We start from the raw sequence: 13,305 nt of genomic DNA on the forward strand, positions 1-13,305 counted from the left end.
GCCCGCGGCGCCAGATCGCCCCCCTCTTCGTTGCGAGTCGCCCTTGTCCAGTCCCAGCCACGTTGCCGATACCCCGATCACCACGCTGTCGCAGCTGGTCGATTACGCCGCGTCCGGGGCGCGGCCGCGCGAGGCGTGGCGCATCGGCACCGAGCACGAGAAGTTCGGCTTCCGCACCGACGATCTGCGCCCGCCCACCTTCGAGGGCGAGCGCGGCATCGAGGCGCTGCTGGTCGGGCTGACGCGCTTCGGCTGGCAGCCGGTGCAGGAGGACGGCCGCACCATCGCCCTGCTGCGCGACGGCGCCTCGGTCACGCTGGAGCCGGCCGGCCAGCTCGAGCTCTCGGGCGCGGCGCTGGAGACGCTCCACGAGACCGGCGACGAGCTGACCGTTCACCTGGACGAAGTGCGCCAGGTCGCCGACGAGCTGCGCCTGGGCTTTTTGGGCATGGGCTTCCAGCCCAAGTGGACGCGCGCGGACATGCCGTGGATGCCCAAGGGCCGCTACCAGATCATGAAGTCCTACATGCCCAAGGTCGGCAAGCTCGGCCTGGACATGATGACGCGCACCTGCACCGTCCAGGTCAATCTGGACTACGGCAGCGAGGCGGACATGGTCAAGAAGTTCCGCGTGTCGCTGGCGCTGCAGCCGATCGCCACGGCGCTGTTCGCCGACTCGCCGTTCACCGACGGCGCGCCCAACGGCTACCAGAGCTACCGTTCGCACATCTGGACCGATACCGATGGCGACCGCACCGGCATGCTGGATTTCGTGTTCGAGGACGGCTTCGGCTTCGAGCGCTATGTCGACTACCTGCTCGACGTGCCGATGTACTTCTCCTACCGCGACGGCATCTACCACGACGCCTCCGGCCAGAGCTTCCGCGACTTCCTCAAGGGCCGGCTGCCGGTGCTGCCCGGTGCGCTGCCCACGCTGCGCGACTGGTCCGATCACATGACCACCGCCTTCCCGGAGGTGCGCATGAAGAAGTACCTGGAGATGCGCGGCGCCGATGCGGGCACGCCCGATCGTCTGGCCGCGTTGCCGGCCTTCTGGGTGGGCCTGCTGTACGACGATGCGGCGCTGGATGCGGCCTGGGACCTGGTGCGCGACTTCACCGGCGAAGAGCGCCACGCCCTGCGCGACGGCGTACCGAGGCATGGCCTGCGCCTGCCGTTCCGCGGCGGCAGCGTGCGCGACTTGGCGCGGCGCGCGCTGGAGATCGCCCACGCCGGCCTGGCGCGGCGCGCCCGCCTGCACGCAGGCCGCGACGAGACCGGCTTCCTCGATCCGCTGCAGGCTATCGTCGATTCGGGCGTAAGCGCGGCCGACGCCAAGCTGGCGTTGTACGAGGGCGCATGGGGCCGCAGCGTGGACCCGGTCTTCCGCGAGTTCGCCTACCGCTGAGCGCCCACGCGGGTTGGGCGCCCTGCGGCGATATCGCGTTCGTTCCCGCGCTCGACACCCGCCTTGCCGGGGTCTGCGGTGCGGAACCTATCGCGGGATCTTGTCGGTCAGCGACTTCAGCAGCTTCCTTGCCTTGCTGATCGTCTGTGCCTGCGCGGGCTGTGCGTCGGTGTTCTGCGCCGGCGCGTCGGTGGGTTGTGCCTGTGTGGCCTGTGCGGCCTTGGCGGCCTCCAGCCTGGCCTTCTCGGCCCTGCCGGCCTCCAGATCGGCAGGGCTGGGCTGCCAGCCCACCGCGACGGTCTGCCCGGTGTTGCCACCCTCCAGCGTGTTGTTGCGGTCGTTGCTGCCCGTGCCGCATTCGACGTTGCCGCTGTTGACCCAGTTGAAGGATTGCGGGGCCGCTTTCTGCAGGTGGGCTTTGTAAGCCAGTTCCAGATCCCGCACGCTCAGTCCGGCGCTGTTGGCGAAGTGCGCCACGTAGCGCGCACGGATGGCCGCGCCCAGGCACCAGCCTTCGGCATGGGCGGCGGCGGGGAGCCCGGCGGCGAGCGGCAGCAGGGCGAGCATCAGGTGTCGGGGTCGCATGAGGATGTCTCCGGTCGAGTGTGGAAGGGTGGGTCGGGCGCGGGCCTGTCCGTAAGTGGGAGGTCGGCGCAAGGCAAGCGAGAGGACGGGACGGCGGTGGCGGCCTCGCTCATCCGCCAGGGCCGTCGGCGCACTGCGGCTCGCGCACCATCGGAATGCCTGGGCTGGCGCCGCCGCAGGCCTTGCCGCCCGGGCCGGTGGCGCAGCCGGCGCCCTGGGTCTGGATCACCGCGGTGTCGCCGTCGGTTTCGATGGTGTAGCTGCCGCCGTAGTCGGCCTTGATCGGGCCGATGGTCGTCAGCCAGCGATAGCGGCCGTGGCGGTCGTCGGTGGGCGTGAACTGCATCGAGACATTCGCCCGGCTGCAGTCGCCACCGGTGCCACGGATCGCGAACGGTTTGGTCAGATCGCAGACCCGCGCGTCGCCCTGGATGGCGGGGCAGCCCGGCAGCAGCGTGATCCGCCAGCCGCCCTGCAGGGTGTCGAAGGTCAGCGTGGCCTTGCCCACGCCGCGCTTGCTGCGTGCCTCGAAGGCGATGCTGGCGCGCTGGTCGCGCTGGTCCAAGTTGGCGTAGTCGAACTGCGCATCGGCCTTGACCTTGCCGGTGGGGTTGAGCGTGCTGCCACCGCTCAAGGTCGCGGTGACCGTGCCGCGGGTGGGTGCGCCGTCGGCCTTCGCCCTTGGCATGGCTCTGAGGGTGTAGGCGGTGTTGGGGCGCGCGCCGGTGCGCTTGGCCGGGTCGCTGGTGACTTCCAGTTTCACGCAGCGCCCGGATTGCCACGGCGCGCTGCGCAGCGCCGCCTCGGACATCAGGTGCATGAAAAGTTGTGCGCCCTGCAGCAGTTTGTAGGCGCTCTCGGCTTCGTCCGGATGGAAGATGCTGAAGCCCTGCTCACCATGCTCGGTGAAGGTGCCCTGGCCGTCGCGGCCCAGGCCCATGCTGACGTCGGCCGACTGGATTGCGCCGTGTTCGCTGCCGCTCATGCGGATGTCCAGGTGCGAGGCGCTTCCGTCCTGGGCATTGATCAGGTGGGCATCGTCGTCCAGCCAGCGTTCCAGGATGAAATGCGCGGTGACCGCGCCGCCGATGCCGGGCTTGCCGGTGACCGCCATCTTCGAGTCCACGTCCATGGTCATGCTCACCCTGCCCTCGCGGTCCGGACAGGTGTCCATGCGCGTGCGCACCTTCAGCGCGCCGCTGACGCCGTGTTCGTTCATGGCGTACTCGATGGTCTGTTCGACGGTCGTGTCGGTCACCGTCATCCCCATGCCGCCCCGGTCGTTCCTGCTCAGCTCGATGGGGCCTGCCTTGACCAGTTCGGCCACACGCGCGTCGGAGGCCTCACTGACCATATAGCCGGACATGCTGCTGACCAGGCTGCCGCCGAACACGCCCATGCCAAATCCCACGAAACCGGAGGACATGCCCTCTCCGGTGAACGCAATTGGCTGCAGCCTCGGTGGATGCGCAGCCAGCGCTTCGGCGTGCCGCTGGTAAGCGTTGCCCAGCGCCTGCAGGGCCTCCAGCGCCTGCGGCTGCCCGCCCAGCGCATCGACCATGCCGGTGGCCTGCATCAGCCGGTAGTGCAGCACGTAGTCGATCGGCGCCACCCGGCGCGCGTTGGCCACCGGTCCCTCGGCCCTGAAGCGGTCCAGCTGCGCCTGGTCGATCCTGGCGGCAGGCTTGGGTTGCGCTCCCTCTGGCTTGCCGTCCGTGGGCGTGCGACCACAGCCCAGCGGGAGCAGGAGCAGCGCCAGCAGGCCGAGCGCATGCAGCGCTTGCCGGAGCGGTCGGTGCGGCGGGGCAACGAAGGACATGGCGCTGTCGCAGATCGGGACGGTTCCATGGCAATGCGCAGGATCGGCCCGGGACAGGACATCGGCCGTCCTCCCGTCCATGCTTCGGACGACGGCAAGACGGCGCGTTTCCGCCAGCCAGATCCGTCGTTCCCGCGAACGCGGGAATCCATGGGCGTTGGAGCAGGCGGCGAAAGTCCTTGGGTTCCCGCTTTCGCGGGAACGACGAGGAGATGTCAGCCGCGGATCAGTGCGATCTCGCTCGGGCCAGGCGAGCTAGGCGCGGCTCCGCACGCGCCTCGAAGCCGATCGCGCTACGCGTCATCGCGCGCGCGCGGCAGCGTCACCCAGGCCTGCAGGCCGCCATGGTCCAGGTTGGCCAGGCCGATCTCGCCGCCGTGGCGCAGCACGATCGCGCGGGCCGAGGCCAGGCCCAGGCCGATGCCGCCGGTCTCCTTGTTGCGCGAGTTCTCGCCGCGGAAGAACGGCATGAACAGCTTGTCGCCCAGCGCCAGGTCGATGCCCGGCCCATCGTCCTCGATCTCCAGCAGGGCGTGGCCGTCGATGGCGCGGACCTTGACCCGCGCGCGGGTGCCGTACTTGACCGCGTTGCCGATCAGGTTGCCGACCACGCGCCGCAGCGCCAGCGGATCGGCGTCGATCATCACCCGCTGGCTGTCCGCCGTCAGGGTCACGTCCTGGCCGATGTCGGCCGCGTCGTCGACCACGCTCTCGACCAGGTCGCGGAAATCCAGCCGCTCGCGTGGGCCGCGGAAGGACTGATCGCGCAGGAACTCCAGCGCGACGCTGATCATGTGCTTCATCTCATCGATGTCGGCGGCGGCGCGTTCGCGCAGCGGCGAGTCGATGTCGTCCAGGCGGAAGGCCAGGCGCGCCAGCGGCGTGCGCAGGTCGTGGGCGATCGCGCCGACCATGTGGGTGCGCTCGGCGACCATGCGGCTCAGGCGCGCCTGCATGGCATTGAACGAATCGGTGGCCTGCAGGATCTCGGCCGGGCCGCGCCGCTCCAGCGGTGGCGCGTCCGGGTCGCGGCCCAGGCGGTCGGCGGCGGCGGCGAAATCGCGGATCGGCTTGGACAGCGCGCGCGAGAACCACCAGGCCAGCGGCAGCATCAGCAGCAGGCCGAACGAGAACAGCGCCAGCAGCTGCAGCTTGAAGGCGGTGGACAGCGTGCGCCCGGCGTAGCGCACCACGCGCCAGTGACCGTCGTCCTGCTGGGCCGCGGCGATGAAGCCGTTCTCCAGCCCGGCGCCGAAGCGCAGCACCAGCGGGGTCTCGCGTTGCCGGGCGAAGGCATTGCCTTGGGAGCTTTGGCCGGCCTCCGGTGCGGCGATGTCCTGGGGAATGGCCTGCGGCGGCAGGGACGGGACGAAGGGCCCGGAGGTCATGCCCGGGATCGTCGCCACCCCGCGCCGGCGCATCCACGCCGGCTCCTGGCCCATCGACAGCGGCACCATCCCGTCGTTCAGGCGCTCCTGTTCGCCGCGGGCCACGTCGTGGTGGGGGCGGTAGACGCGGATCTGATTCAGATCCTGGCGCAGCCAGCCGGCCAGCACGCGGCGCATGAAGGGGTCTTCGCGGTTCATGCCGGCCGACGGCACCGGCGCCTCGCGCTCGTCGGTGACCGAGACATTGGGACTGCTGGCCGGCATGCGCGTGGACAGCAGCGCCACCAGTTCGGGCAGCTGCACCGGCGGGTTGTAGACCGGCGTGCGCAGGAACAGCACCGCCAGGCCGATGCACTGGGCCAGCACCAGCGCTGCCGCAAGCAGCAGGAAGGTCCGGGAGAAGATCGAGCGGCCGGAGCGGCCTCCGGCCGCTGGCCTCACAGGCGCGTGACCGCCGGCAGCAGCATGTAGCCTTCGTTGCGCACGGTGCGGATCAGCTCGGCGTGGCCGCGGCCGTTGATCTTGCGACGCAGGCGGCTGACCTGGCTGTCGATGGCGCGGTCGAACACCTCGGTGCCGCGGCCGCGCGCCATGTCCAGCAACTGGTCGCGGCTGAGCACGCGCTGGGGATGTTCGACGAAGGTGCGCAGCAGCGAGAACTCGCCGTCGGACAGGGTGATGTAGGTGCCGCTGGGATCGCGCAGGTCGCGGCGCACCGCGTCCAGGCGCCAGCCGCCGAATTCGTACTGGCTGCCGCGCGTTTCAGGCGCCGAGCCGAACGCTTTCTGCCGGCGCAGCAGGGCGCGCACGCGGGCCAGCAGCTCGCGCGGGTTGCAGGGCTTGGCCAGGTAGTCGTCGGCGCCGACCTCCAGGCCGACGATGCGGTCGGTGTCGTTGCCCAGCGCGCTGAGCATCAGCACCGCCGGGCCGTTGCCTGTGTTGAGCCGGCGCGCCACGCTCAGGCCATCCTCGCCGGGCATCATCACGTCCAGGATGATCAGGTCGGGGCGCCCGGATTCCAGCGTCTCCCACATCTCCTTGGCGCTGTCGGCCTCGTCCACCAGATAACCGTGGCCGATCAGGAAATCGACGGTGAGACGGCGCAGGTCCGGATCGTCGTCGACAACCAGGATGCGGAATTCGGGGTCCATATCGGCAAGGATGGCGTTCATGAGCGCTTGAATACTGCGCCAGTTTAGGTCGCGTTTGTCAGTCGTGCCATCCGCCGCCACGTCCCGGGTCGCGTTCAGCCGGCGGTAGTCCAGCGCCCGCTGCCTGGGCGTTTCCGGCCAGTCCCCGGCCCGCTGCGGTCCCTGAAAGCCATCCCTCCCGCCGCGTCATCGCCCGGCATGTGTCGCGCACATGCCGGCGCGTGCTCGGACGTGGGCTTGCATGTCCGGGTGCGGCTCTGGATACTATCCCCCAGTATCCGCGAGAGGCAGCCATGCCGCATTCGGTGACGGAAAAGAAGCGCGTGCTCAGCCGCCTGCGCCGCATCCGCGGCCAGACCGAGGCGCTGGAGCGCGCGCTGGAGGCTGGCGCCGACTGTGGCCCGGTGCTGCAGCAGATCGCGGCCATCCGCGGCGCGGTCAATGGCCTGATGTCCGAGGTCATGGAAGCCCATATCCGCGAGACCTTCGGCCAGCCGGCCGATGACGACATCCAGCGCGAGGCGCGCGTGGCCGAGATGACCGGCCTGGTGCGCTCGTACCTCAAGTAAGCCGGGCGCGCCGCGCTCCGCTCTTTTTTTCTTAGTGCTTAAGGAGACTTCCACCATGAAATCCCGTGCCGCCGTCGCATTCGGTCCCGGCCAGCCGCTGAAGATCGTCGAGATCGACGTCGCCCCGCCCAAGGCCGGCGAAGTGCTGGTGAAGATCACCCACACCGGCGTGTGCCACACCGACGCCTTCACCCTCAGCGGCGACGACCCGGAAGGGCTGTTCCCGGCGGTGCTCGGCCACGAAGGCGCCGGCATCGTGGTCGAGGTCGGCGAGGGCGTGACCAGCGTGGCGCCGGGCGACCACGTGATCCCGCTGTACACCGCCGAGTGCGGCCAGTGCCTGTTCTGCAAGAGCGGCAAGACCAACCTGTGCGTGTCCGTGCGCGCCACCCAGGGCAAGGGCGTGATGCCCGACGGCACCAGCCGCTTCAGCTACGAGGGGCAGCCGATCTATCACTACATGGGCTGCTCGACCTTCAGCGAGTACACCGTGGTGGCCGAGGTCTCGCTGGCCAAGGTCAATCCGGAGGCCAACCCGGAGCACGTGTGCCTGCTCGGCTGCGGCGTCACCACCGGCATCGGCGCCGTGCACAACACGGCCAAGGTGGCCGAGGGCGATTCGGTGGCGGTGTTCGGGCTGGGCGGCATCGGCCTGGCGGTGATCCAGGGCGCGCGCCAGGCCAAGGCCGGACGCATCATCGCGGTGGACACCAACCCGTCCAAGTTCGAGCTGGCGCGCGAGTTCGGCGCCACCGACTGCGTCAACCCGAAGGATTACGACAAGCCGATCCAGCAGGTGATCGTGGAGATGACCGGCTGGGGCGTGGACCATTCCTTCGAGTGCATCGGCAACGTCAACGTGATGCGCGCGGCGCTGGAATGCGCGCACCGCGGCTGGGGCCAGAGCGTGATCATCGGCGTGGCCGGCGCGGGCCAGGAGATCAGCACGCGGCCGTTCCAGCTGGTCACCGGACGCAAGTGGCTGGGCACCGCCTTCGGCGGCGTCAAGGGCCGTACGCAGCTGCCGGGCATGGTCGAGGACGCGATGAAGGGCGAGATCCAGCTGGCGCCGTTCGTGACCCACACCATGCCGCTGGACGACATCAACGAGGCCTTCCACCTGATGCACGAAGGCAAGTCGATCCGCTCGGTCATCCATTACTGAAGCCGCCGCCATGGAACGCATCGAACACCGCGCCTGCTTCGGCGGCTGGCAGGACGTCTACCGGCACAGCTCGCAGGTGCTGGGTTGCCAGATGAACTTCGCCGTCTACCTGCCGCCGCAGGCGCAGGCCGGCGCGAAGCTGCCGGTGTTGTACTGGCTCTCGGGCCTGACCTGCACCGAGCAGAACTTCATCACCAAGGCCGGCGCGCAGCGCTACGCGGCCGAGCATGGGGTGATCGTCGTCGCGCCGGACACCAGTCCGCGCGGCGACGAGGTGGCCGATGCCGAGGGCTACGACCTGGGCAAGGGCGCGGGCTTCTACGTCAACGCCACCCAGCAGCCCTGGGCGGCGCATTACCGCATGGACGACTACATCGTGGAGGAGTTGCCGGCGCTGATCGAGGCGAACTTCCCGGTGAGCGACGCGCGTTCGATCTTCGGGCATTCGATGGGCGGCCACGGCGCGCTGGCGATCGCCCTGCGCAATCCGCAGCGCTACCGCAGCGTGTCGGCGTTCTCGCCGATCGTCGCGCCGACGCAGGTGCCGTGGGGACAGAAGGCGTTCGCCGCCTACCTGGGCGAGGACCGTGCCGCCTGGAAGGCGTACGACGCCACCGAGCTGGTGAAGACCTCGGCGCCGCGGTTGCCGCTGCTGATCGATCAGGGCGATGCCGACGAGTTCCTGGAAGGCCAGCTCAAGCCGCAGCTGTTCACACAGGCCGCGGCCGAGGTGGGCTACCCGATCACGCTGCGGATGCAGCCCGGCTACGACCACAGCTACTACTTCATGGCCAGCTTCATCGGCGAACACATCGCCTTCCACGCCGCCGCGCTGCGCGCCTGAGGCCGCACGAGCGCGTGCGGCCTCAGGTCTGCGCCGTCCGCGTGCGGAGGGCCAGGCCGATCGCCACGCCCGCGCCGCACGCCGCAGACAACGTGGCCAGCGCAAAGATCGCCGCATAGCCCAGGTGCGTGGCCACGATGCCGGCCAGCGGCCCGGTGATCGCATAGGCGATGTCCTGGAACGCCGCATAGCCGCCCAGCGCGGTGGCGCGCATCTGCGCCGGCACGCGCTGCACCACCACCACGCCCAGCGCCGGGAACACCAGCGAGCAGCCCATGCCGGCGACGAAGGCGCCGGCCAAGGCGAGCGCAGGCGTGGTGGCCAACGCAAGCAGTGCCAGCCCGATGCCCTCGCCAATCATCGAGACCGCCGCCACGCGCGCGCCGCCGAAACGGTCGATGCTGCGTGCCAGGACCAGCCGCGACAGGACGAATCCGCCGCCGAAGGCGCTTAGCGCCCACGCGGCCCCGCGCCAGTGCTGGTCATTGAAGTACAGCACGGCGAAGGTGCTGATGGAGGCGAAGCCCACACCCTGCAGCGCCAGTCCCACCGCGGGCAGCGCGATGCGGCCCAGCACGTCGCGCAGCGGCAGGCGCGCGCCGGCGACCGGTTGCGGCGCGGGCACCCCGGCGGTCATCGCCCACGCCAGCAGCGGCATCAGCAGGCAGGCGCCGGCCACGGCGGTGAAGCCCCACGATTGCGCCATCGCCACGCCGATCGGCGCGCCGACGGCCAGCGAGGCGAAGATCGCCAGTCCGACCCAGGTCATGACCCGTCCGGCGCGCGGCTGGCCGACCGTGCCGATGCCCCAGGCCAGCATGCCGGTGATCAGCAGGCTCTCGCCCATGCCGGTCGCCGGCCTGCCGATGATCAGCAGGGGCAAGGCCGCGCCGGGCAACGCGGCGGCCAGCAGGTAGGTGGCGCCAGACGCGGCCAGCAGCAGGCAGCCGCGGCGCATGGCCCGGGCCGGGCCGCGGGTGTCGGCGATGCGGCCGGCGAGGCCGCGCGTCAGCACGGTGGCGACGAACTGCACACCGATCACGCAGCCGACCACCAGGTTGGACTGCTGCAGCGTGTCGCGGACGAACACCGGCAGCACCGGCAGCGGGACGGCGATGCTCAGATAGGCGATGAAGGTCGCCAGGCACAGGCGTGCCAGGCGCCAGGTGGCCGCGCGGTCGGAAGGAAGTGCGTTCATGGACAGGTCTCGGGATGTAAGCCGGTGGCCGGTCGTGCCCGAGAACGAACCCGCGCGCGACCTGCGTCCGGAGAGAGGGACGGGGTGCGCGTTGGTTGACGTGAACGCTTACGCGGCAGGCGTCAGCCTGTCGAAAATCGCGCGCTAGCCTAGCGCAGCCAGACGACGGTCGGCAACGCATCACCATGCTTGCCTACGGCCGCCGGTAGCCGCCCTCCAGGCCGCGCGCGGACAGCACCAGCTGCCACAGCTGCAGGTCGCGCGCGCGGAAGGCGCCGGCGCAGGACAGCAGGTAGTAGCGCCACATGCGGCCGAAGCGCTCGCCCAGCGTCTCGGCGAAGCGCGGCCAGGCGCGGGCGAAGTTGGCATGCCAGGCCATCAGGGTGCGGTCGTAGTCGGCGCCGAAGTTGTGCACATCCTCGATCACGAACCGGGCCTCGCAGGCGGTACCGATCTGCTGCAGCGTCGGGATCTCGCCGTTGGGGAAGATGTAGCGATGCGTCCACGGATCGGTCGCGCCGGCCACGGTCTTGCCGATGGTGTGCAGCAGGAACAGGCCATCCGGCGCCAGGCAGCGCGCCGCCACCTCCATGAAGGTGGCGTAGTTGCGATGGCCGACATGCTCGAACATGCCGATGCTGGCGATGCGGTCGAAGCGCCCGTCCAGATCGCGGTAGTCCTGCAGCCGCACTTCGATCGGCAGATCCGGATAGCGCTGCTGGACCCAGGCCGCCTGTTCGCGCGAGATGGTCACCCCGACGCATTCCACGCCGTAATGCTGCGCGGCATAGGCCATGAAGCTGCCCCAGCCGCAGCCGATGTCCAGCACGCGCATGCCTGGCTGCAGGCCCAGCTTGCGGCAGACCAGGTCGAGCTTGGCTTCCTGCGCCTCATCCAGCGTCTGCGCGTGCTCCCAGTAGCCGCAGGTGTAGGTCATGCGCGCGTCGAGCATGGCCGCGTAGAAGTCGTTGCCCAGATCGTAGTGCGCCTCGCCGACCTGCCAGGCGCGGCGTGCGGTCTGCAGGTTGAGCAGGCGGGCGCGCAGGTGATGACCCAGCAGCTGCAGCGGCCGGACCTGGCGCGGCAGGTCGGCGCGCAGCACGCGGTGGAAGAGTTCGTCCAGCCGGTCGCATTCCCAGTGACCGTCCATGTAGGCCTCGCCCAGGCCCAGGTTGCCCTGGGCGAACACGCGCGCCGGCACGTCCGGGTGCAGCAGGCGCAGGTCCCAGGGGCGGTGGCCATCCAGCCTGACGTCCGCCGCTTGCAGCAGTGCGGCCAGCTTGTCGTAGAGCGCGTCGTGGCGCTGGACGGGGGCCTGACCGCTATCGAAGGTGAGCATGCACGCATCTCCACGAGAACTTCGGGTTCGCGCGTGGCAGGCGTGGACGTCGGGCCGCGGGCCCTGGCGATCCCGCGTCGTCAGGACACGGACCGAATGGCGCGGTGGCGGGCGCGGGCGCCGGCAGTGTCGGCGCCCCGCACGCGCGTCGCGTCAGGAACGCCTAGCGTGCGCCTGACGGCGTGGTCATGTCGTGGACATGGCGGCGCGGCCGGTTCAACGCTGCGTTCCGGCGGCGGGTTGCAGCGCGGGTGAGCGCAGGGTTCGGGCTGGATGCGTGCCAACGCGTCGCGGCCGACCTGCGCTCGGCTGGCCTCGCGGCCCCCTGCTTCAGCGCGCCGAAGCGGTCTGTCTGGCCGCCAGCCTGCCGAGCTGGCGCATCGCCTGGTCCAGGCGCGCATCCCACGGCATGCCGCAGCTCAGGCGCACGCAGTCGCCGTAGTCGCCGCGGCTGGAGAACAGCACGCCGGGCGAGATGCCGATGCCGGCGGCCAGCGCGGCGTCGAACAGCGCCAGGCCGTCGCCGCCGGCGGGCAGCTGCAGCCACAGCGACAGCCCGCCGGCCGGCGCGCTGCAGCGGGTGCCGGCGGGCCAGTAGCGGGCGACGGCATCGCGCATGCGCTGGCCGTTGTCGGCCACGGCGCGCCGCAGGCGCCGCAGGTGGCGCTCCAGCCCGTGGCGCGCCAGGTAATCGCCCACCGCCAGCTGCGGCAGGCTGGCATTGCTGGAGCTGGAGAAATACTTGGCCCGGCCCAGCGCCTCGGTCCAGGCGGCGCCGGCCAGCCAGCCCACGCGCAGCCCAGGCGCCAGCGTCTTGGAGAACGAGCCGCAGGTGATGACGTTGCCGCCGGTGTCCCAGTGACGCAGCGGCAGCGGGCGCTGGCCCGACCAGGCCAGCTCGCCATACACATCATCCTCGATCACCACGGTGCCATGCCGCGCGCAGCTGGCCAGCAGCGCCTGCTTGTCTGCATCGCAGGTCAGGCTGCCGCTGGGATTGCTGAAGTTGGGCACCAGGATCGCCGCGCGCACCGCGGTCTGCTGCAGCACACGGTCCAGCCGCGCCACATCGATGCCCACGCCCAACCGGTTGGGTACTTCCAGCACCTTCAATCCCAACGCGGCGACCGTCTGCAGGATGCCGTAATAGGTCGGCGTCTCGACCAGGACCACATCGCCGGGCGAGGTGGCCACGCGCAAGGCCAGGCTGAGCGCCTCGGTCGCCCCGGCGGTCACTACGACCTCATCGGCCTGCATCGGCGTGCCGGTCTGTTCGTAACGCAGCGCGATCTGCCGGCGCAGCGCCGGGTCGCCCTGCGGCGGGGCGTATTCCAGCGCGGCGGTGGGTCGCCGCCGCGTGGTGCGGACGAGGGCGACGCTCAGGGACGCCTGCGGCAGCAGGGAATGGTCGGCCACCGCCGCGTGCAGCGGGAACAGGCCCGGGCGCTGCGTGAGCTCCAGCAGCCGCTGCAGCGCAGGGTTGGCCACTTCGCCGGGCGCGCGCCGGCGCGGCGTCGGCAGCGCGGGCAGCGCGGAGGGCGCGGCATGGACGAAGTAGCCCGAACGCGGGCGCGCCTGCACCAGGCCTTCGCGCTCCAGCTGCAGGCAGGCCTGGACGGCGGTGGCCGCGCTGATCTGGTGTGCCTGCGCGAGCTGCCGCACCGACGGCAGGCGCTCGCCCGCGCGCAGCGTGCCCTGGGCGATCTGCCGGCGCAGGCCGTCGGCGATGGTTTCGTAGAGCAGCATGGGGCGGATCTGTATTGGTCAACTTCGAGGTTAACTGAATCTGTATTGCCGCGCGTGGCCGGCCTAGCCTGTCCGCTCTCCTCCTGCCGCGAA

General features: G+C 70.5%; 11 protein-coding genes. 4 read left to right on the forward strand and 7 right to left on the reverse strand.

Translation table 11 applies throughout. From position 1 onward, the window contains the following. Positions 1–43 precede the first annotated feature (43 nt). A complete protein-coding gene (locus WFQ05_RS08880) occupies positions 44–1,408 on the forward strand; it encodes a glutamate--cysteine ligase (RefSeq protein ID WP_337053499.1) in 1,365 nt (454 codons plus the stop codon). A gap of 87 nt (positions 1,409–1,495) precedes the next feature. On the opposite strand, the gene WFQ05_RS08885 is transcribed toward WFQ05_RS08880, so the two are convergent. From WFQ05_RS08885 to WFQ05_RS08900, 4 genes are all read right to left on the reverse strand, one after another. Further along, positions 1,496–1,975, reverse strand: a complete 480-nt coding sequence (locus WFQ05_RS08885; RefSeq protein ID WP_130525181.1) for a hypothetical protein — start codon at positions 1,973–1,975, stop codon at positions 1,496–1,498. A gap of 127 nt (positions 1,976–2,102) precedes the next feature. Further along, positions 2,103–3,812, reverse strand: a complete 1,710-nt coding sequence (locus tag WFQ05_RS08890; RefSeq protein WP_337053500.1) for a hypothetical protein — start codon at positions 3,810–3,812, stop codon at positions 2,103–2,105. 293 nt (positions 3,813–4,105) lie between these two features. Then, on the reverse strand, positions 4,106–5,641 hold the full coding sequence (locus WFQ05_RS08895) for an ATP-binding protein (RefSeq protein WP_337053501.1): 1,536 nt from the start codon (positions 5,639–5,641) through the stop codon (positions 4,106–4,108). Next, on the reverse strand, positions 5,638–6,351 hold the full coding sequence (locus WFQ05_RS08900) for a response regulator (RefSeq protein ID WP_130521739.1): 714 nt from the start codon (positions 6,349–6,351) through the stop codon (positions 5,638–5,640). Before WFQ05_RS08900 ends, WFQ05_RS08895 begins: the two co-directional genes overlap by 4 nt. A gap of 293 nt (positions 6,352–6,644) precedes the next feature. Here WFQ05_RS08900 and WFQ05_RS08905 point away from each other — a divergent pair, with 293 nt between their 5' ends. Genes WFQ05_RS08905 through fghA form a run of 3 tightly spaced genes read left to right on the forward strand, consistent with a single transcriptional unit; the run spans position 6,645 to position 8,929 of the window. Next, positions 6,645–6,920 carry a metal/formaldehyde-sensitive transcriptional repressor gene (locus tag WFQ05_RS08905; protein ID WP_130521713.1) on the forward strand — a complete coding sequence of 92 codons (276 nt, stop codon included), beginning with the start codon at positions 6,645–6,647 and terminating at the stop codon, positions 6,918–6,920. 55 nt (positions 6,921–6,975) lie between these two features. Further along, a complete protein-coding gene (locus WFQ05_RS08910) occupies positions 6,976–8,085 on the forward strand; it encodes an S-(hydroxymethyl)glutathione dehydrogenase/class III alcohol dehydrogenase (protein WP_130521714.1) in 1,110 nt (369 codons plus the stop codon). 10 nt (positions 8,086–8,095) lie between these two features. Beyond that, positions 8,096–8,929, forward strand: coding sequence for an S-formylglutathione hydrolase (gene fghA / locus WFQ05_RS08915; protein WP_337053502.1), 834 nt, complete (start codon positions 8,096–8,098; stop codon positions 8,927–8,929). 22 nt (positions 8,930–8,951) lie between these two features. Here fghA and WFQ05_RS08920 read toward each other — a convergent pair whose 3' ends face one another. The 3 genes from WFQ05_RS08920 to WFQ05_RS08930 form a co-directional block, all read right to left on the reverse strand. After that, complete coding sequence (locus WFQ05_RS08920) at positions 8,952–10,127, reverse strand: arabinose transporter (protein ID WP_337053503.1); 1,176 nt, start codon at positions 10,125–10,127, stop codon at positions 8,952–8,954. A 193-nt stretch (positions 10,128–10,320) separates the two neighbouring features. Continuing rightward, a complete protein-coding gene (cfa, locus tag WFQ05_RS08925; RefSeq protein ID WP_337053504.1) occupies positions 10,321–11,466 on the reverse strand; it encodes a cyclopropane fatty acyl phospholipid synthase in 1,146 nt (381 codons plus the stop codon). A 330-nt stretch (positions 11,467–11,796) separates the two neighbouring features. Then, positions 11,797–13,212, reverse strand: a complete 1,416-nt coding sequence (locus tag WFQ05_RS08930) for a PLP-dependent aminotransferase family protein (protein ID WP_337053505.1) — start codon at positions 13,210–13,212, stop codon at positions 11,797–11,799. Positions 13,213–13,305 lie beyond the last annotated feature (93 nt).

The sequence above is a fragment of the Pseudoxanthomonas sp. USHLN014 genome (genome assembly GCF_037153335.1).
Taxonomy (GTDB): domain Bacteria; phylum Pseudomonadota; class Gammaproteobacteria; order Xanthomonadales; family Xanthomonadaceae; genus Pseudoxanthomonas_A; species Pseudoxanthomonas_A winnipegensis.